Here is a 20,243-nt window from a genome sequence, read left to right as displayed (position 1 = left end):
AGGGGCGGGATAGCGGATGTTCATCCGAGCACTGTCGCTGCGTGACTTCCGCTCCTGGGAGCACGTGGAACACGAATTATCCCCAGGCCGGTCCGTCTTCTTGGGATCGAACGGCAACGGCAAGACCAACCTGCTCGAGGCGATCGGCTACCTGGCCACGCTCGGGTCGCACCGTGTCGCCACGGAGGCGCCACTGATCCGGACCGGCACCGAGCGCGCCCGAATCGGTGCCACCGTGGTCAACGCCGGCCGTCAGCTGCGCATCGATGTGGAGCTGAACCAGGGCAGCGCCAATCGTGCGCAGATCAACCGTTCGCCGGTCCGCCGGACCCGCGAAATCCTCGGCATCCTGCAGACGGTGCTGTTCGCGCCGGAAGATCTCGCGCTGGTGCGCGGCGATCCAGGCGAGCGTCGCCGCTTCATGGACGAGTTGTGCACAACACGCCTGCCGAGGCTGGCTGCGGAACGCAGCGACTACGACCGGGTGCTACGCCAGCGGTCGGCGTTACTGAAAACCGCTGGGCGCCAGGTCAGATCGAAGACGGATCTGAGCACTCTCGACGTGTGGGACGGACACTTGGCCGCGCACGCCTCGGTGCTGCTGGCCCAGCGGCTACGCCTGGTGCACGACCTGGCCCCGTATGTCGCGCAGTCCTACGCCTCGATCGCCCCGGAGTCGCGGCCTGCGTCGATCGCCTATCGCAGCGCGGCGTTACCGCCGGAGTTCCTCGATCCGGCACGGTCACCGCGCCCGGAGGATCCGGAAGTGCTCGAGGCGATCCTGCTGCGCGAGCTGGCGGCAGCACGGTCGAAGGAACTCGACCGTGGAGTGTGCCTGGTCGGCCCGCATCGCGACGAGTTGGAGCTGATGCTCGGGCGCTCGCCCGCGAAGGGTTTCGCCAGTCATGGTGAGTCGTGGTCGTTCGCGCTGGCCTTGCGGTTGGGCGCGTTCGATCTGTTGCGTGCCACCGGCGCCGAGCCGGTGCTGCTGCTCGATGACGTGTTCGCCGAACTCGACCGGCGTCGCCGCGCCGCGCTGGCAGCGGTCGCCGCGGGGGCCGAGCAGGTACTGATCACGGCGGCCGTACCAGAGGACGTGCCCGCCGAACTGGCCGCGCTAGAGCTACGAGTAGAGACCACAGAAGGACCTGATGGACGCATTTCGCGCTTCGCTGCCGAAGAGCGGGCCACGCACGGCACAGACCACCGCTTCGATACGGGCGGTGAGCGGCATAACGATGCGGTCACGCCTGCCGGGCCCTGACCTGCGCGTGGCTGTCTCCCCCGTTCGCCCGAGACGCGGGCGTTCTAGTCATCTCGAAGGTGTGACGCATCCAGCTTTCCGAGGACCGGCGTGGGCGCGCAGACCCGGTCCGGGGCTCCGTGTCCATGAGTTCGATCCACTACAGTGACCAGTCTTCGCCAACCACCGCCCGATTTCTCACTAGCTGAGACCCGACTCTCAGGACCTGTGGAAAACTCGGCCGGTTCGATGTCCCCGAGCCCAGTTAAAACTCATTCAGCAACAGATTGGCAATCAAAGAACTTGCCCGGAAGTCTCTTCGGATAGGCGGTGATCAGGTCAATTGCTCCGACTATCCGGTGTGTTACCCGATACACATCGACGCCCTTGGCAACAGCCGGCAAACCCTGGGGACAAAGTGATCAAAACTGGGGACAAATGAATGCGTGCGAAGGGAGAGCGCCGATGAACGAGCAGCCCGCGGAGCCTGGATCCGCCGAATCCGCAGGCCGCGAGCCTGAGCTGCGCGGAATCGACCTGGCCCGGCGCGCGCTGGAGGAGGCGCGTGCCGCGGCTCGGGCCAGCGGTAAGTCCGTCGGCCAGGGGCGTTCCTCGCCGCAGCGCAGGCTGCGGACCGGCGTCCGTAGGCGTACCGGGTGGTCCGGCGCTCGCCCGGATGATCGCGATCCGCAACTGCTGTCCAAGCTGGCCGGCTCGCTCGCGAAGAGCCGCGGTTGGTCGAGCAAAGTTGCTGAGGGAATGGTGTTCGGCCGGTGGGCGAGTGTCGTCGGCGAGGACATCGCCGCCCACGCCGCTCCCGTCGCGTTGAAGGACGGCGTGCTGAGTATCGCTGCCGAGTCGACCGCATGGGCCACCCAGTTGCGGATGCTGCAGAGCCAGATCCTCGCGAAGATCAATGCCGCTGTCGGCCAGGGCGTCGTGACCTCCCTGAAGATCGCCGGACCTGCCGCACCGAGCTGGCGCAAGGGTGAACGGCATATCAAGGGTCGCGGACCGCGCGACACGTACGGATAGGCGGACGGTATCTGATACTCGATGTACGTCTACGGCGCGTTTCACGTGGAACACCTCGGCGTCGCCCACTCCGAACTCGTCGCACCGGCGCGGCCGCATTGCTCCGTTGTCGGCGGGTGAAGGTCAGCTGCTTCGGCACTTTCGATCCGGGCGCCGGATCGGCACCGCGCGTTGATCGCCGGCGGCCCCGAAGTTCGCAGTCGCCGACGCATCTCTCAGCCGACGCCTGATGGATCAAAACCGGCAGTGGGCAGAACCGAGTCGGCGCGATCCGATTTCTTGCATTCACGAAGCCGTCAGGGGTGTCGGAGGTGCGCTGCAAGTTGGGTCTACCAGTAGGATGGTTACGTAACTAGCGGCGATACCTTCGGCGCGTTTCGCACAGTCCGCGCGTGGACCCTAATTTTCGAGCAGATACGACCACGGTCCCACGTGCGCTGTCCGATCGCTGTATGCCGGGACCAGCAAGTAAGGAGAGCTACCGACCAGTGGCTGCCAAAGACTCCACCGCATCGGGTTCGACCAAGGCGACCGGGAAGCAGGACTATGGTGCCTCCTCCATCACGGTTCTCGAGGGCCTCGAGGCGGTTCGCAAGCGTCCGGGCATGTACATCGGCTCCACCGGTGAGCGTGGTCTGCACCACCTGATCTGGGAGGTCGTCGACAACTCCGTCGACGAGGCGATGGCCGGGTATGCGACGAAGGTCGAGGTCACCCTGCTGGCCGACGGTGGTGTCGAAGTCGTCGACGACGGTCGCGGTATTCCGGTCGCCATGCACGCCCAGGGTGTGCCCACGATCGAGGTCGTCATGACCCAGCTGCACGCGGGTGGCAAGTTCGACTCCGATTCCTATGCGGTATCCGGTGGTCTGCACGGCGTCGGCATCTCGGTCGTCAACGCGCTGTCGAGCCGGCTGGAGGCGGAAGTCGAGCGCGACGGCTATCACTGGAGCCAGACGTATAAGGACTCCACTCCCGGCAAGCTGGCACAAGGTGAGCCGACCAAGCAGACCGGCACCACGATCCGCTTCTGGGCGGATCCCGAGATCTTCGAGACCACCACGTACAACTTCGAGACGGTGGCCCGCAGGCTGCAGGAGATGGCGTTCCTCAACAAGGGGCTGACCATCAAGCTCACCGATGAGCGCGTCTCCGATTCCGACGTCACCGACGAGGTGGTCAGTGAAACCGCCGAGGCGCCCAAGCACGCGGACGAGAACGCCGCGCCCGCCGAGCACAAGGTCAAGAGCAGGACCTACCACTATCCGGGCGGCTTGGAGGACTTCGTCCGTCACATCAATCGGACCAAGCAGCCCATCCACAATTCGGTCGTCGGGTTCACCGGCAAGGGCACCGGCCATGAGCTCGAGGTCGCAATGCAATGGAACTCCGGTTACTCGGAGTCGGTGCACACCTTTGCCAACACCATCAACACGCACGAGGGCGGCACGCATGAGGAGGGCTTCCGCGCGGCGTTGACCACCGTGGTCAACAAGTACGCGAAGGACAAGAAGCTCATCAAGGAGAAGGACGGCAACCTCACCGGTGACGACATCCGGGAGGGCCTGGCCGCCATCGTGAGCGTCAAGGTCGGCGAGCCGCAGTTCGAGGGCCAGACCAAGACCAAGCTCGGCAACACCGAGGTGAAATCGTTCGTGCAGCGCACCTGCAACGAACATCTCGCCCACTGGTTCGAAGCCAACCCGGCCGACGCGAAGACCATCGTGAACAAGGCCGTGTCCTCGGCGCAGGCCCGCGTCGCCGCGCGTAAGGCGCGCGAGCTGGTCCGCCGCAAGTCGGCCACCGACCTGGGCGGACTGCCCGGCAAGCTGGCCGACTGCCGATCCAAGGACCCGCACAAGTCCGAGATCTACATCGTCGAGGGTGACTCCGCCGGTGGCTCGGCCAAGTCCGGCCGTGACTCTATGTACCAGGCGATCCTGCCGCTACGCGGCAAGATCATCAATGTCGAGAAGGCACGTATCGATCGGGTGCTCAAGAACAACGAGGTCCAATCGATCATTACGGCGTTCGGCACCGGCATCCACGACGAGTTCGACATCGCCAAGCTGCGCTACCACAAGATCGTGCTGATGGCCGACGCCGATGTCGACGGCCAGCACATCTCGACACTGCTGCTCACGCTGCTGTTCCGGTTCATGCGGCCGTTGGTCGAGCATGGGCACGTCTACCTCGCGCAGCCGCCGCTGTACAAACTCAAATGGCAACGTAGCGACCCGGAGTTCGCTTACTCCGATCGCGAGCGCGATGGTCTGCTGGAAGCGGGGCTCGCCGCGGGTAAGAAGATCAACAAGGACGACGGTGTACAGCGCTACAAGGGTCTCGGCGAGATGAACGCCAAGGAGCTGTGGGAGACCACGATGGACCCGGCGGTGCGGGTGCTTCGTCAAGTGACGCTCGATGACGCGGCCGCGGCTGATGAGCTGTTCTCCGTCCTGATGGGCGAGGACGTCGAGGCGCGTCGCAGCTTCATCACCCGCAATGCCAAGGACGTCCGCTTCCTCGACGTATAGCCGGCGTGAGTTCATTCGCTGCACGGCCCTTTCACGCCAGGCCTTCTAAGGAGACCGCATGACCGAGACCACGCTGCCCCCGAGCGGTGGCGCAGGCGACCGTATCGAACCGGTCGACATTCAGAACGAGATGCAGAGTAGCTACATCGATTACGCGATGAGCGTGATCGTGGGTCGCGCGCTGCCCGACGTGCGCGACGGCCTCAAACCGGTGCATCGCCGGGTGCTCTATGCGATGTACGACAACGGCTACCGTCCGGACCGTGGCTACGTGAAATCGGCCCGCCCGGTCGCCGAGACCATGGGTAACTATCACCCGCACGGTGACGCGTCGATCTACGACACCCTGGTCCGTATGGCCCAGCCGTGGTCGCTGCGTTATCCCCTCGTCGACGGCCAGGGCAACTTCGGTTCCCGCGGCAACGATGGCGCTGCCGCGATGCGGTACACCGAGTGCCGCCTCACCCCGCTCGCGATGGAGTTGCTGCGCGAGATCGATCACGAGACAGTCGATTTCACGCCGAACTACGACGGCCGTTCCCAGGAACCCACGGTGCTCCCGAGCCGGGTGCCGAACCTGTTGATGAACGGCAGCAACGGCATCGCGGTCGGCATGGCGACGAACATTCCGCCGCACAACCTGAACGAACTCGCCGAGGCCATCTACTGGGCGCTGGACAATCACGACGCCGACGAGGAAGCGACGCTGGCGGCGTGCATGGAGCGGGTGAAGGGTCCGGATTTCCCGACTCACGGCCTGATCGTCGGCAACCAGGGCATCCACGACGCCTATACCACCGGGCGCGGCTCGATACGGATGCGCGGTGTGGTCGAGATCGAAGAGGACAACCGGGGCCGCACCACCATCGTCATCACGGAGCTGCCCTACCAGGTCAACACCGACAACTTCATCAACTCGATCGCCGAGCAGGTGAAGGACGGCAAGATCGCGGGCATCTCCGACATCCACGACGAGTCCTCGGACCGCGCGGGGATGCGGATCGTGGTCACGGTCAAGCGTGACGCTGTCGCCAAGGTGGTGCTGAACAACCTCTACAAGCACACCCAGCTGCAGACCAGCTTCGGCGCGAACATGCTCTCGATCGTCGACGGTGTGCCGCGCACGCTGCGCCTGGATCAGATGATCCGCCTCTACGTCGAGCACCAGTTGAACGTCATCGTCCGGCGCACGCGATACCTGCTGCGTAAGGCGGAGGAGCGGGCGCACATCCTGCGCGGCCTGGTCAAAGCGCTCGACGCGCTCGACGAGGTCATCGCGCTGATCCGGCGTTCGGCCAACACCGACACCGCTCGCACCGGCCTGATGACCTTGCTGGACATCGACGAGATCCAAGCGACCGCGATCCTGGATATGCAGCTGCGTCGCCTCTCTGCCCTGGAGCGCCAGAAGATCATCGACGAACTGGCCAAGATCGAGGCCGAGATCGCCGACCTCAAGGACATCCTGGACAAGCCGCAGCGCCAGCGCGCGATCGTGTGCGACGAATTGCGGGAGATCGTCGACAGATACGGCGACGAGCGGCGGACCAAGATCGTCGCGGCCGACGGCGATGTCGCCGACGAGGATCTGATCGCCCGCGAGGACGTGGTCGTCACCATCACCGAGACCGGCTACGCCAAACGCACCAAGACCGACCTCTACCGCAGCCAGAAACGTGGCGGCAAGGGGGTGCAGGGCGCCGGTCTCAAGCAGGACGACATCGTCAAGCACTTCTTCATCACCTCGACGCACGACTGGTTGCTGTTCTTCACGAACAAGGGCCGCGTCTACCGCGCGAAGGCCTACGAACTGCCCGAGGCGAACCGCACCGCACGCGGACAGCACGTGGCGAACCTGCTGGCTTTCCAGCCGGACGAGAAGATCGCCCAGATCATCCAGATCAAGTCGTACAACGACGCACCGTATCTGGTGCTGGCCACCAGGAACGGCCTGGTGAAGAAGTCGAAGCTGACCGATTTCGACTCCAACCGCAGCGGCGGCATCGTCGCGGTCAACCTGCGCGACGAGGACGAATTGGTCGGCGCCGTGCTCTGCTCGGCCGACGATGACCTGCTCTTGGTATCCGCGCTCGGCCAGTCCATTCGTTTCTCGGCCACCGACGAGGCGTTGCGTCCGATGGGCCGCGCCACGTCAGGTGTGCAGGGTATGCGATTCAACGACAGTGATGAACTGTTGTCGCTCAACGTGGTTCGTGACGGCACATATCTGCTGGTCGCGACGTCCGGCGGCTATGCCAAGCGGACCGCGATCGAGGAGTACACCCCGCAGGGCCGCGGCGGTAAGGGCGTATTGACCATCCAGTTCGACGCGAAACGTGGCACCCTGGTCGGGGCGCTCATCGTCGATGACGAGGATGAGTTGTATGCCATCACCTCCGTGGGCGGCGTCATCCGGACGGCGGCGAAGCAGGTTCGTAAGGCTGGACGGCAGACCAAGGGCGTGCGATTGATGAACCTCGCAGAGGGCGATACCTTGCTTGCGATCGCGCGCAATGCCGACGAACCCGATCCCGATCAGGTCGGCGGCGACAGCGACACAGGTTCCTCTGAGAAATAATCCAACAGCGGCGGCAACGAACGGATCTAAGGATTCCCATTGACCACTCCGAATCAGCCGAATGACGAGCGGCACCAGACGAACGGCGTGACCGAGCGGATCGCGCCGTCACCGATTCCGCCGCGGCCGATCCCTCGGCCGGTCCCCTCGGCCGAGAACGGTCAGTCCGGTGGCGGCCGGCCAGGTGGCGACCAGCCGGGCGGTCATCAGCCCGGCGGTCATCCTGGTGGCGGACAACCGGGTGGTCCCCAGGGCCAACCGGCGCCGCAGCCCGGCGCCGGGCAGCCCGGTGCCAACCACCCGAATGCCCAGCCGCACGAGATCCGCGACCAGCAGGGTGATTTCCTGGCGCAGCAGGGGGCGACGGACAAGGCGCCCGGCGGCGCCGGCCAGGACCACTTCGATCAGCAGACGGTACGGATAAACACCAAGGCCGAGCAGCCCGCGCCCGAGGGCAGCGGAAAGCCGGTCGAAGGTGCCGCCGGCAACGGCAGCCAGCCGCCGCATCCGGACGGGTGGTCGCAGCTTCCGCAGCGGGAGCCGCAGTCCAACCTGTACCGCCCTGGTCAGTCGCCGGTCACCGGCCGGCCGAACTCGAGCGGCTCGGTCGGTCTCGGCAGCAGCATGTCCAACGCGCGTACCACCGCGGACCTCGCGGCCAAGGCGGCACGCAAGGAAGCGGCAATGGTGAAGTCCGTCGGCATCGACGGACCCACCCGCAGCATTGCGCGGCCGGAGCTGGTCAAGGACATGCCGGACCTGTCCGAGATCCGTCACCCGCTGCCACCCACCGAGGCTGTCGGTCCGCAGTCCGCGCCGGTCTCACCGGCGGTTCCGGTCGCGGTCGCCGCGGTCGCTTCCGGTCAGCCGCTGCGGGCTACGGTGCAGATCCGCCGCATCGATCCCTGGTCGACGCTGAAGATCTCGTTGGTGATCAGCGTGGCGATGTTCTTCGTGTGGATGCTGGCGGTCGGCCTGCTGTACATCGTGCTCGAGGGCATGGGTGTGTGGGAACGGCTGAACAACACGTTCACCGACATGGTGTCCCAGGACACCGGCTCGGTAGGGCTGATCGACGCGGGTACCGTCTTCGGCTACGCGGGCGTGATCGGCCTGATCAACGTCGTCCTGTGCACCGCGCTCGGCACCGTCGGCACCTTCATCTACAACCAGTGCTGTGACCTGGTCGGCGGCATCCAGGTAACTCTGGCCGACCCTGACTAGTTCCCGGCCTCTTCCGGAACGGCCGGTACCAGCCCCTGCGAGCTGGTGCCGGCCGTTCTGGTTGTCGGAGTTCTCGGCATCCGCTCCGGACCAAGCTCCAAACCCAGCCAACGGGAAATACCCGGCCAGATCGCTTCCGGTAGGCCGGACATAGTTGACCGCAAGCCGCCTACCAGCTGTTTTGGTTCATCGAGCTGGTGTCCGGTAATCTTTGCTCTCGGCTCGGCAATCCGAGCCGAACATGACACGGGCCTATAGCTCAGGCGGTTAGAGCGCTTCGCTGATAACGAAGAGGTCGGAGGTTCAAGTCCTCCTAGGCCCACACATATTAGGGACAACAAGCCCGAGACCGCGCGCAACGAGCACGAAATCGACTCAGTGGGTGGGGCGACGGGCAATGTTGTAGAAGCGGATGTTCTGGTATTCCTCCAGCCCTTCGGCGCCGCCCTCACGACCGAGGCCCGACTGCTTGACACCGCCAAAAGGCGCTGCGGCATTGGACGGGACGCCCTGATTGATGCCGACCAAGCCGGTTTCGAGCTTGTCAGCGACATTGAAGGCTCGGTCGAGGCTATCGGTGAACACGTATCCAGCCAGGCCGAACTCAGTGGCGTTGGCGCGGGCGACCGCTTCGTCTTCGGTAACGAACCGCTGGATCGCGGCGATCGGGCCGAAAATCTCGACCTTCGCCACATCGGCAGTCGCGGAAACCTCGTCCAATAGCGTGGGAGCGAAGAAGTAGCCATCGCTGTCATAGGTTGCGCCACCGGTTCGGAGCGTGGCTCCCTTGGACACGGCATCGTCGGTGAGCGCCTGCATCTGCGCGACAGCACGGATGTCGATGAGCGGACCCAGAACCGTTCCATCACCGAGGCCGTGGCCGACACGGGCCGCGGCAAGACGCTCGGACAGAGCCTCGACGAAGGCGTCGGCAATACCGTCCTGGACGTACATGCGGTTCGCCGCGATGCAGGACTGACCACCGTTGCGCATCTTGGCCGCGAACGCACCGTCGACAGCCCGTTCGAGGTCGGCATCGTCGAAGACGATCAGCGCAGCGTTACCGCCGAGCTCCATTGAGGAGCGCAGTATCTGGTCCGATGCGATCTTCAGCAGTGTGCGACCGACCTGAGTCGATCCTGTGAACGAAACTTTGCGGACACGACTGTCTCGAAGGACCGCCGCACTGAAGGCCGCTGCATCCGACGTGGTGACGACCTGGATCAGGTCGTCCGGGACGCCCGCTGTACGGGCCAGCTCGACACTGTAAATGGTGGTCAGTGGGGTGAGGATGGCCGGCTTGATCACCGCGGGACAGCCTGCGGCGAGCGCAGGCGCGATCTTGCGAGTGGCCATCGCGAGCGGAAAGTTCCAAGGAGTGATCAGGACGGCGAGTCCCACGGGACTGCGCCGGGTAAGGATCTGGGCTCCACCATCAGGTGCCTCCCGGAAGTTACCGCCCGGCCGGACAGCTTCTTCCGCATACCAGCGGACAAAGTCGCTTCCGTATTTGACCTCGGCGCGGGCTTCTGCCAAAGGCTTGCCCATCTCGAGCGTAATCAGATGTGCGAGTTCATCCGTGTGGGCAACGAGTATCTCCCACCAAGCGAAGAGGACGTTGGCGCGCTGTCGCGGTGTAGTGCGAGCCCATGCTCGGCCGGCAGTGTCCGCGTGGTCCACCGCAGCGAGGGCTCCGTGAGCGTCCAGATCGGGGACGTGCGCGATAACTCTCCCGGTTGCTGGATCGCTAACCGAGATCGTCTCTTCGCCCTGAACCGAGAGCCCGAGGAGGCGGATCGTTTCGTTCGCGACGGCGACCTTGCGTGGGTCGGCCTGAATCAAGTCCGACAGGGCAGGATCAGAAGTGGTCATTGGTTCTCCGTTCTGCGATGGCGTGCACGAAGGTCTCCCCGTTCTCATGGCGCGCCGGTCGGCCGGCACACGGTTCGCTCGATCGACCGCCGGATGCCCAGCACGTCCAGCACCGCCCGATGCAGGCGCAGCCCTACCCGGCCTCGGTGCACACCGTGAACCGGCGACGCGCGGCGGCGCGCATCCGACGCGTCACTCCTTCCCGATGAGGAGATCGCACATCGCTTCGACGGCATTGGTGACCGGGGTCGAACCGGGAAATTTGACATTGATCGCATATCCGTCCACGGCCATGAAAATCGTATGGATCAGCATGTCGCGCTGAGCGAGATGCCGGTGGTGTTCGGGCAGCGTCTCGACGATCATCGCAGCAACGCGATCCTCGAAGTCGATAAGGTGCTCGCGCGCGTAGCCCTTGTCGGTCGGAGCCGTCGTCATGGCCACCGCCTGCACCAAGTTGTTGAACAGGCCGTTGTCGGCCTCGGGAATGTCGCGCCACATCGTCAGCAGGATCGCCCGCAAGCGTTCGCGCGGCGAGTCCAGCCCGGCGAGCTTGGCCTCGAGCCGAGCCATATGGGCATTCAACCAGGGGACGAAGACGGCGTAGACGATCGCGAGCTTCGAGCTGTAGTAGCAGTAGATCGTCGATGGTGTGATGCCCGCGTCGGCGGCGATCGCGGTGACCGTGGTGCCGTGGTACCCGCGCTGCGACAACAGTTTGCCGGCAGCGGTGAGGATGGCGTCACGCACCTCCGGCTTCTTGACCTGAACCATGGTGCGTAGCTACCCCTTTCGCGTTCACGAGCAACAATACCGATTGGCAGTCGGTATTGACACGCCCCTCCTCGAGTGTCACTGTGAGGTAGGTAACAGCAACTTAGTTACTTCGACCTTCCCCGAGGAGTGGCCATCATGCGTCCACAATCCATCAATCCCAGCAAGCTCGCCGAACTCTTCCGCCGGGAGTTCGAACTCTGTCAGGTCAAGCCAGGTGAGACGGTGGCGCTGCTGAGCGATCTGACCGCGCGCCGCGAGTACGTCACCGCGGCGTTCGCGGCGCTCGAGACGCTCGGCGCCAACGGCTACGAGCTATGCGTCAACTCCACACCGACCTGGACCAAGGTCGGTATCGAGACGGTCGGTGCGTGCAAGGGGACGGTCGAGGCATTCGCCGCCGCCGACCTTCTGGTGTGCCTGCACGTTCCCTTCTTCACCCGGTGGCTGAAGCAGGTCCGCGACGCGGGGACGCGCGTGCTCATCGTCGTCGACCACCCCGACGACCTCGAGCAGGGCATGGCTCCCAAGGGGCTCAAGGAGGCGGTCATCCACGCCGGCAAGCGCCTCGAGCGGGCGAAGACGTTGCGTGTCGTGAACGACGCCGGGACCGACTTGACCGTGGACATCGGCGAATACGAGACCATGGTCCAGTACGGCTATGCCGACGAGCCGGGCCGTGTCGATCATTGGGGCGCCGGCCACGCACTGACCTTCCCCAATGAGGGGACTGCCAACGGCACCGTGGTGTTCGCCCCGGGCGACATCATCGTGTTGCCATACAACCGCTACATCACCGAGGAGGTCCGCGTGGAGGTCGCCGACGGTTTCGTCCGCGACATCAAAGGCGGGCTCGACGCGCGGCTGATGACCCACTGGCTGGAGGACAACCGCGCCCATCCCGGTGACATGGACGGCCACGCAGTGTCGCACTTGGGCTGGGGTCTCAACCCGCAGGCACGCTGGGACAATCTCGCCCTCTACGGCGACGACCCGGAGCGCAACGTCGGTGCCGCCCGCGCCTTCGCCGGCAATTTCATGTTCTCGACCGGACCGAACACCCAGGGCGGTGGCACGCGGAACACCAAGGGCCATCTCGATATACCCATGCGGGACTGCTCGGTCATGCTAGACGGCGACATGATCCTCGACCACGGGCGTTTCGTCGACGAGAAAATGATTGTGGCCCGCGAACCCCGTTGAGCAACAACATTTTTCGTAGCTGAAACACAGGGCGGTGGATCCGGAGAGCAGGTCGGCTCGACTGGCGGGGCGGGGCCCGCACACGCGCTCGCGCGGCTGGCGGCCGGGCCGGGCCGGGTGAGTTTCGGTGTCCTGCGGGGCCGGATGCCGAGCGCGTCGCGCCCGCGGTGGCACGGTTCGGCGGCATAGGCGGGGGCATCGTCCCGCACCGTATCGAGAAAGCACACGGGGTCGATGACCTCACCTCGTCCCGCTCGCGCTCGCGGCTCGGGCGGCGGGGCCTCCGCCTGCTCGGAAAAGCCGTCCTCTCGTAGTTGCGACGTCACGGACTCGTGTCGAGTCCGAATCTTCAAGGGAGTGTTCGTTATGTCGGTGGCACAACTCGAAAAAATCTATGAGCTCCTCAGGGCAAGGCCGCATTTCACTGAGCCGATCGAGAAACGGCGCAGGGGCGGCGACATCATGCTCTCTCGTACTCCGGTGCCGGAGGACGTGCAGATCCTGCCGGCCGATTGCGACGGGGTACCGGGGGTTTGGGTCGTCCCGCCGGGCGTCAGCGAAAAGAGGATCGTGCTCCACCTCCACGGGGGCGGGTTCATGATCGGATCGTCGCGGACGCATAGCGAAATCGCCTCCCGGATCGGCCGTGCGGCCCAGGCGCGGGTGCTGGTGATCGATTACCGACTTGCTCCGGAGAACCCGTTCCCGGCGGGTCTCGAGGACTGCTTTCACGCCTATGAGTGGCTGCTCGAATCCGGCCATGAGCCGAGCGATATAGCGGTATCGGGCGACTCCGCGGGAGCGACGCTGATGCTGTCAGCGCTGCTGATCGCGAAATCCAAAGGGCTTCCGTTGCCGGCGTGCGTCGTTGGCATTTCCGGTTGGTACGACCTGACGAACTCCAGTGAGTCGATCCGTGCCAACGGAAACCGTGACGTCTTCGTGCCGGAAGGCTTCAACGACTGGGCGGCGAAGGGCTATCTGCAGGATGCCGATCCCCGGGACCCGCTCGCCTCTCCGATGTTCGGTGATTTGGCGGGTTTTCCGCCGATGCTGATCCATATCGGGGGCGCGGACCGCTTGCTCGACGACGCCTACCGGCTGCACGAGAAACTGCAGGTCGCGGGTGTGGACAGCACGCTGGAGGTGTGGCCGGAAATGCCGCATGCCTGGCATGTATTCGGGCAGATGCTCAGCGAAGGGCTGCAGGCGACAGAACGTGTGGCGGAGTTCATCCTCGAGCACACTCGCTCGAGTTCGCTGCCGGACAGCGGAGACACTGAGCCGAGGAGTCGCGCATGATATTGGTGACAGGCGGTAGCGGACGCGCGGGTCGGCACATCGTGCGAACGCTCGTCGACAATGGCCTCGACGTCAAGGCAATGGGCACCAGTTCCCGGGTGGAGGAGCTGAAAGAAATCGGCGTCAAGGACGTCTGTGTCGGCGACCTGAACAAGGTCTCCGATATTCGGGAGAGTCTGCAGTCCGTCGACAAGGTCATCTTTATTTCCCCCGCGTTCAGCGGCAGTGAATTCTACATGGGGAAATACTTCATCGACGAAGCACTGAACGCGGGCGTCGGGCAGTTCGTCTTACATTCGGCCGCACATCCCTGTTTGAGTGTGCTGTTGCACCACGAACAAAAGCGGCGTATCGAAGAGTATCTGATGCTGGAAGGGTTGTCGGCCGGCCTGAACTTCACCATAGTCCAGCCGCCGAGTTACATGTACAACTTCTTGTCCGGCTTCGACCAGAAAGCCAACACGTACCGCTCCTACTATGCGGTGGATTCGAAGCTCACCTTTGTCGATCCGATGGATGTCGCCGAGGTGGTCGTAAAGATCGTCAACGAAGGTGACAAGCACAGGGGTGCCACGTACGAGCTGGCGGGAACGGAATATCTCTCGGCGCGCGAATTGGTCGATATCTACAATGACGTCACCGGCTCGAACGCCATATGCGAACATGTGGACGTCGACACATTCCTGGCGCTGTACAAATTAGAGGATGTGTACGCGCGCGCCGGATTCACCGCGATGTCGGATGTCTACAGCAAATACGGCCTCCACAGCAACAGTAACGTCCTGGAGTGGATGTTGGGCCGCAAGCCGACGACCTTCCGGGAATTCCTGCAGAGAACTCTCGATAGACGTTGACCTGATGCGGCGACCGCAGTATGAGATGGCGCGCGCCGAAAGTTCGAAAGGATTGATTCCGTGGAAACCTTGCAGAAAAATACGACCAACAGCCTGGCGGCGGCGATTCAAGACGCCGGTGGGCCACTCAATCTACTGCGCAGTTCGAGTATCGGCGCATTCGTCTTCCCGCATGTCGCGCCGGAATATACGAATTGGCGCGACGAGATGCGCTCGTGGCGGAATCACGTTGCTCTGGTCGACATGTCGTACCATATGACCGAGCTGGATATCCGAGGTAAGGATGGCATCGCATTGCTGTCCGGCCTGGTTACGAACAAGCTCGATCCCTATCCCGTTATGCGCGCCAAGCAGCTGATCTTCACCAGGCAGGACGGGTATCTGATCGGGGACGTGATCGGTTTCCGGGAGTCGGAAGACCATATTCGGCTCATCGGCGCCCCACAGGCGATCCATTGGGTGCAGTACAACGCGGAGAAGAGCGGGATGGACGTGGAAGCCACCCGCCGGGAGAGCCTGTACGGCCGGAACGGGGTCCCCGAACAGTTTCGGATCCAGATTCAGGGCCCGAACGCACTTGCCCTGATGCAAGAGGTCACCGACGGCGGCCTTCCGAACGTGAAGTTCTTCGATATCGCCGAGTTCGAGATCGCCGGCCGCCCGGTCCGCGCATTGCGCCACGGGATGGCCGGAGAGGTGGGATTCGAGATCTACGGACCCTGGCAGTACAAGGCGGACGTATGGGCCGCGATCGAGGAGACCGGCGTTCAGTACGGCCTGCGCAAGGTGGGCTTCATGGCGATGACAACGCCCTCCCAGGAGTCGGGTTGGATGCCGATGCCGCTGGCCGCCATCTACGAGAACAGCGAGATGCAGCTCTATCGCGAATGGCTCGGAAAAGATTCTCTGGAGGCGATCGGATCACTCGGTGGCAGCTTCTTCAGTAATGACATCCGCGACTATTATGTGGACCCGGTCGAAATCGGCTACAAGTCCCTGATCGATCTCGACCATGACTTCGTGGGGAGAGAGAGTGTTCGCGCGATGATCGACCGCCAGAAACGTAAGAGGGTTACGCTGGAGTGGAATAGCGATGACGTCATGGCATGCGTAGCTTCAGCACTGACCGACCCTGGAAATGGTGCGCTGTACATGAAGCTGCCGAATCCGATGTACGCGACATTCCAGTCCGACGCGATCCTGAAGAACGGCAAACAGGTCGGTATATCGCAGTGTCTTTCTTTCTCGACGAACGCGAATCGGCTGATCTCACCGGCCATCGTCGACCTCGAGTATGCCGAGCCGGGCACCGAGGTTACGGTGCTCTGGGGAGAGCCGAATTCTACGCGGCCAGGCGTTGACAAACACCAGATCAGGGAGATCCGTGGAACGATTGCCCCGTCGCCCTATTTCAAAATGGTGAACAAGACGCTGAGTCGATAGATTCGGCCCCCTGCGGCGCGCACCGGCGCCGACCAGCCGGACCAGATACGAAGAAATATTTACGATCAGTCGCGACACCGCGGGTGAACGACGGGTCCGAGACCGGCCGGTGTCGCGTCACGATTGCGGCATACATCAATATTGGAGGCACAAATGAACGGTGGTCTGTCACCTCGATCCGGGGTGATCGCATGATGGTGAGGCCGGAGATCACCGTTTCGGTGCAGGAGGCCCGGACACTGGCGATCAAAGTCTTACAAGATCACGGTGCGCCGTCCCGGGGCGCGCAGCTGCAGGCCGACCTTCTGATCGAAGGCGATCTGCGTGGTCATCCCTCCCACGGGTTGCTGCGATTGCCGCGGCTGGTACGGCGGATCGCCGCGGGGGTGCTCGATCCGGTGACCGAGGGGCGATCGACCTGGACGCACAGCGCCTTGCTGGAGGTGGATGGCGAACACGGTTTCGGCGCGGTGATCGCCCACAACGCGCTGGCGGAGATCACCGAGCGGGCCGCGTCGACGGGCGTGGCAGCGGCGGTGATCAAGAACAACAACCACATCGGCATGCTGGCCCACTACGCGGAGAAAGTCGCCTCGGGCGGGCAGGTGCTGATCGCGTCCACGACGAGCGAGGCGCTGGTACACCCCTGGGGTGGCCGTCGCGCCATGGTCGGGACGAACCCGATAGCCGTCGGTGTGCCGTCCGCAGGCGACCCGGTCGTGTTCGACATGGCGACCGGGGCTGTGTCGATGGGCAAGATCCACGCCTACGCCGCGGCGGGCCGGCCCCTGGAGGCCGGCTGGGCCGTGGATGCCGACGGGCGTCCGACCCTGGAGGCGGAGCGGGCCAAGGACGGGGCGATCGCACCCTTCGGCGGAGCGAAGGGCTACGGGCTGGGCATCGCGCTGGAAGCGCTCGTCGCGGCCTTGACCCAGACGGCGCTGGGCCGCGATGTCCGGGGAACTCTCGATGACGACCACTTCAGCACCAAAGGCGATGTCTTCATCGTCGCCCAGGTGCAGCGTGGTGCCCCGCACGCTGTCGCCGCGTATCTCGACGACGTGCGGAACTCTCCGTCCGCTGATCCGCGTACCCCGGTCAGTGTGCCCGGTGACCGGAGCGCCGCCCGGAGGAGGCGAGCGCTCATCGACGGTCTGTCCATACCGGACGCCCTGTGGGCCGAGCTGCACACGTTGGCATCCGCACCCGCGAGTAAAGGATCTCTGAAGTGAACGCACCACTGGGTTTGCTGCGGCAACCTCCCACGGTCCTGATCGGCCGAGGCGTGCGCCGGTCGTTGCCCGCTCATCTGCCGCACGGCGCGTCGCGCGCGGTGCTGGTCACCGACGAACGCATGGCCGGTGCGGCCGACTTCATCGAGCTGAAGACTCTCCTCGAGCAAAACGGGACCTCGGTGTATCTGATCGGCTCGGTCCAGGCGGAGCTGCCCGCCGCCGACGTGGTCGAGGCCGCGAAGTCGATCGAGTGCGAGCCGGATGTGATCGTGGCGGTGGGCGGGGGAAGCGTGATCGACTTCGCCAAGGTGCTCGCGGTGCTGCTCGCACACGGCGGCGTCCCGCAGGACTACTACGGCGAGTTCGCCGTTCCAGGGCCGACGGTCCCGGTCGTCGCACTTCCCACCACGGCGGGGACCGGGTCGGAAGCGACGCCGGTCGCCGTCGTCAGCGACACGAACCGCGAGATGAAGGTCGGCATCTCGAGCCCGCATCTGATCCCGGTGGCTGCTCTGTGCGATCCCGAACTCACCGACTCGGCGCCGCCGTCGCTGACGGCTGTCTCCGGCACCGATGCGCTCTCGCATTGCATCGAGTCGTTCACCGCGGTCGGCAGGGAGCCGATCGCCACGCTGCCGGCGGAACGCGTCTTCATCGGCAAGAGCCCGCTGGTGGATCTGTATGCGCTGGAGGGTGTCCGGGCGGTGAAGCGGAGCTTGCGCAACGCCGTCATCGGTGACCGCGATGCCGCTACATTGCGCACGGCCAGGGACGACATGGCATTCGCGGCGTTGGCCGGCGGCTTGGCGCTGGGCACTGGCGGCACCGCTGCCGCGCATGCCTTGCAATATCCGGTGGGCGCGCTGACCCACACGCCGCATGGGGCCGGGATCGGCGCCCTCCTCCCGTATGTGATGGCGTTCAACCGGCCGGCGCGCGTGCCGGAGTTCGCTCAACTCGCTCTCGCCTTGGGTGCCGAGGACACTGGTGATGCGGAGAGTCTGTCGTATCAGGCCGTGGAGGCTGTGCGAGCGCTCCTGGCGCAGATCGGAATTCCCGCCACTCTTGCCGACCTGGGTGTGGCGCCGGGCATGCACACCTGGATCGCCGAGCGGGCATCGACCGCTCGCCGCCTTGTCGAGAACAACCCACGGGAGCTGAGTGTGGACTCGCTCGCGGCGATCACGGCGGCCGCGCACGCGGGTGATATGTCCATTCTCGACGACCACCCCTACTGAATACCGCGGGACCGCGTGGCTGGAACGCTGAATGTCATGCGCATACGCGATGTGGTCGGAGAACGGCTGCGTTGCACCAAGGCTGAGATCGGCGCGTCCATCAGGGGAGATGCATCAGCTGCCGGGCAAGGGTGAACAGACGGCCGGCAAGCTTCACAACGGGGATGCCCAGCGGAAGCAGGATGACCGTCACGCATAGCACCGCGCCGACGAGCCACAGCAGAGCCGCGACGATCCCCAGCACCGTGCCGAGTATCGCAGTGAGGATTCCCACCAGCACGCCGAGCAGACCCTGTAGCAGCCGCATGATGACTGACCTCCTGATTCCCAGTCTGCTCTCATTCGGACCGGTGTGCACCGGCGATGTCGTCCGACCTCGAACGGCACATCTGGGCGGCGCACGGGCTCAGGCGCCGCTCGGTGAGCAGCCGGACGCAAGGGGATCTTCAGGGAAGTGAGGCGCGGTGCGAATCCGCGTCGCCGGATCGAATCCGGCGACTCTGTCGGCGTTTGCGCCCACTTTGGTCGACGCGAGCGGCCGAGCGGAAAAAGCCGCTCGACCTGCCCCGATGGTTGTGGAGCCTAGGGGAATCGAACCCCTAACCCCTGCCTTGCAAAGGCAGTGCTCTGCCAATTGAGCTAAGGCCCCGTGATCTCCTGCGCGGATTGCACAAGCGCCTGGAAACGGTACCTTCTCAGGGGCGATGCGGTCAAAACAGCGGATCTCGCGCCGAAAGCGGACGGCCGGCAGCGCCCGTCCATCGGGTTCGCACGACGATGTCATCCGGCCCGTTACGCATCGCGTGCGTCGGAGCGTGGAGACCGAACCCGTTCTGAGCCGACCTCGTCCGGGCGCAGTAGGCTGGGTCCATGAAAATTCTGCTCACCGTTGGTGTCGTGGTTCTGGTCCTTTTCGGCATCTCGAAGCTGCGCCAGCGCAATGATGGGGACACGTGGCACGAGGTCACTACCCGCTGATCCGGGGCCTTAGCTCAATTGGCAGAGCACTGCCTTTGCAAGGCAGGGGTTAGGGGTTCGATTCCCCTAGGCTCCACTCCCTCACCGGTTCGAGCCCGGCTCGCCGGCATCGAACGTGCGATCAACCTGCCAGTCGATGATCGCGCAGAGACGATCGCGAAGAACTGGCCTTCAGACGTCCCGCGTCATCTGCGGTTGCGATGGTCTCGAAATGCGTCGCCGCAATTGGGTTCGGTATCCAGCTGACCCGGCGCTCTCATCGCGAATAGCATCCGTGTGTCCAATTGGACACACGAGCGGCGCCGCGACGGCGGCGACAACAGGCCGCCGCAATCAGACGATATCCAGTCGCGCTGTGCCAGACTTGCCCCGCACAGCAATGTACTCCTCACCCTCGGAGGACCGTCCATGACGAATTCTGTCGCGCCACTCGAATTGCCCGAGCCTTTGGTCATCACGCTGGGGAATCTCAAGGGCGGCGTCGGTAAGACGACCTCGGCGTTCTTCTTGGCGAGTTACTTCGCTTCCGTTCATCGACTGCGGGTGCTGGTGATCGACGCCGACCCGCTCAGTCAGACCGGCTACTCCTGGCACCGGCGGCTGGTCAGAGGGGGAATCGAAGTGCCGTTCGAACTGGTGGCGTTCCCCTCCCGGCATGTCGACGATTGCATTACCGATAAGGCCGATGATTTCGACGTCATAATCGTGGGTCTGGCGCAGACTTCGTGAT

Annotated in this window: 15 protein-coding genes and 3 tRNA genes; 14 read left to right on the top strand and 4 right to left on the bottom strand. The window is 64.3% G+C overall.

Features of this window, described 5'->3' with window-relative positions:
- Positions 1-16: 16 nt before the first annotated feature.
- The 6 genes from recF (at position 17) to ACT86A_RS07895 (ending at position 8,936) form a co-directional block, all read left to right on the top strand.
- Positions 17-1,264 carry a DNA replication/repair protein RecF gene (gene recF, locus ACT86A_RS07920; RefSeq protein ID WP_445091361.1) on the top strand — a complete coding sequence of 416 codons (1,248 nt, stop codon included), beginning with the start codon at positions 17-19 and terminating at the stop codon, positions 1,262-1,264.
- 444 nt (positions 1,265-1,708) lie between these two features.
- Positions 1,709-2,278: a DUF721 family protein gene (locus ACT86A_RS07915; RefSeq protein ID WP_445091360.1), complete on the top strand. Its 570-nt coding sequence runs from the start codon at positions 1,709-1,711 to the stop codon at positions 2,276-2,278.
- A 452-nt stretch (positions 2,279-2,730) separates the two neighbouring features.
- Positions 2,731-4,812 (top strand): DNA topoisomerase (ATP-hydrolyzing) subunit B, encoded by a 2,082-nt coding sequence (gene gyrB, locus ACT86A_RS07910; protein ID WP_445091359.1) that lies wholly within the window; start codon positions 2,731-2,733, stop codon positions 4,810-4,812.
- 58 nt (positions 4,813-4,870) lie between these two features.
- Complete coding sequence (gene gyrA / locus ACT86A_RS07905; RefSeq protein WP_445091358.1) at positions 4,871-7,390, top strand: DNA gyrase subunit A; 2,520 nt, start codon at positions 4,871-4,873, stop codon at positions 7,388-7,390.
- 39 nt (positions 7,391-7,429) lie between these two features.
- Positions 7,430-8,614 (top strand): DUF3566 domain-containing protein, encoded by a 1,185-nt coding sequence (locus tag ACT86A_RS07900; protein ID WP_445091357.1) that lies wholly within the window; start codon positions 7,430-7,432, stop codon positions 8,612-8,614.
- A 248-nt stretch (positions 8,615-8,862) separates the two neighbouring features.
- Positions 8,863-8,936 (top strand) — tRNA-Ile (locus ACT86A_RS07895).
- Positions 8,937-8,989: 53 nt separating this feature from the next.
- Here the strand turns inward: ACT86A_RS07895 and ACT86A_RS07890 are convergent.
- Positions 8,990-10,486 carry an NAD-dependent succinate-semialdehyde dehydrogenase gene (locus tag ACT86A_RS07890; protein ID WP_445091356.1) on the bottom strand — a complete coding sequence of 499 codons (1,497 nt, stop codon included), beginning with the start codon at positions 10,484-10,486 and terminating at the stop codon, positions 8,990-8,992.
- 192 nt (positions 10,487-10,678) lie between these two features.
- Complete coding sequence (locus ACT86A_RS07885) at positions 10,679-11,260, bottom strand: TetR/AcrR family transcriptional regulator (RefSeq protein ID WP_445091355.1); 582 nt, start codon at positions 11,258-11,260, stop codon at positions 10,679-10,681.
- A 138-nt stretch (positions 11,261-11,398) separates the two neighbouring features.
- On the opposite strand from ACT86A_RS07885, the gene ACT86A_RS07880 reads away from it, so the two are divergent.
- The 6 genes from ACT86A_RS07880 (at position 11,399) to ACT86A_RS07855 (ending at position 18,535) form a co-directional block, all read left to right on the top strand.
- A complete protein-coding gene (locus tag ACT86A_RS07880; RefSeq protein WP_445091354.1) occupies positions 11,399-12,463 on the top strand; it encodes a 2,5-dihydroxypyridine 5,6-dioxygenase NicX family protein in 1,065 nt (354 codons plus the stop codon).
- A gap of 234 nt (positions 12,464-12,697) precedes the next feature.
- The gene (locus tag ACT86A_RS07875; RefSeq protein WP_445091353.1) at positions 12,698-13,765 is read left to right on the top strand and encodes an alpha/beta hydrolase; all 1,068 of its coding nucleotides are present in this window, start codon (positions 12,698-12,700) and stop codon (positions 13,763-13,765) included.
- Positions 13,762-14,619: an SDR family oxidoreductase gene (locus ACT86A_RS07870; protein WP_445091352.1), complete on the top strand. Its 858-nt coding sequence runs from the start codon at positions 13,762-13,764 to the stop codon at positions 14,617-14,619. The genes ACT86A_RS07875 and ACT86A_RS07870 overlap by 4 nt, the downstream gene beginning before the upstream one ends.
- 60 nt (positions 14,620-14,679) lie before the next feature.
- Entirely contained in the window at positions 14,680-16,062 is a 1,383-nt protein-coding gene (locus ACT86A_RS07865) for a hypothetical protein (RefSeq protein WP_445091351.1), read from the top strand.
- A 191-nt stretch (positions 16,063-16,253) separates the two neighbouring features.
- On the top strand, positions 16,254-17,294 hold the full coding sequence (locus ACT86A_RS07860) for an Ldh family oxidoreductase (RefSeq protein WP_445091350.1): 1,041 nt from the start codon (positions 16,254-16,256) through the stop codon (positions 17,292-17,294).
- Positions 17,291-18,535, top strand: coding sequence for an iron-containing alcohol dehydrogenase (locus tag ACT86A_RS07855; RefSeq protein ID WP_445091349.1), 1,245 nt, complete (start codon positions 17,291-17,293; stop codon positions 18,533-18,535). Before ACT86A_RS07860 ends, ACT86A_RS07855 begins: the two co-directional genes overlap by 4 nt.
- A gap of 100 nt (positions 18,536-18,635) precedes the next feature.
- On the opposite strand, the gene ACT86A_RS07850 is transcribed toward ACT86A_RS07855, so the two are convergent.
- Both ACT86A_RS07850 and ACT86A_RS07845 read right to left on the bottom strand, forming a co-directional pair.
- Positions 18,636-18,842, bottom strand: coding sequence for a hypothetical protein (locus ACT86A_RS07850; protein WP_445091348.1), 207 nt, complete (start codon positions 18,840-18,842; stop codon positions 18,636-18,638).
- A 269-nt stretch (positions 18,843-19,111) separates the two neighbouring features.
- Positions 19,112-19,184, bottom strand: a tRNA-Ala gene (locus ACT86A_RS07845).
- A gap of 332 nt (positions 19,185-19,516) precedes the next feature.
- On the opposite strand from ACT86A_RS07845, the gene ACT86A_RS07840 reads away from it, so the two are divergent.
- Positions 19,517-19,589, top strand: a tRNA-Ala gene (locus ACT86A_RS07840).
- 332 nt (positions 19,590-19,921) lie between these two features.
- Positions 19,922-20,242, top strand: coding sequence for an AAA family ATPase (locus ACT86A_RS07835; protein WP_445091347.1), 321 nt, complete (start codon positions 19,922-19,924; stop codon positions 20,240-20,242).
- The last annotated feature ends 1 nt before the right edge of the window (position 20,243 follow it).

It is taken from the genome of Nocardia glycosmidis, assembly GCF_052545115.1.
Note: the sequence above shows the minus strand (reverse complement) of the source record. Positions and strands in the feature narration are given on the sequence as shown.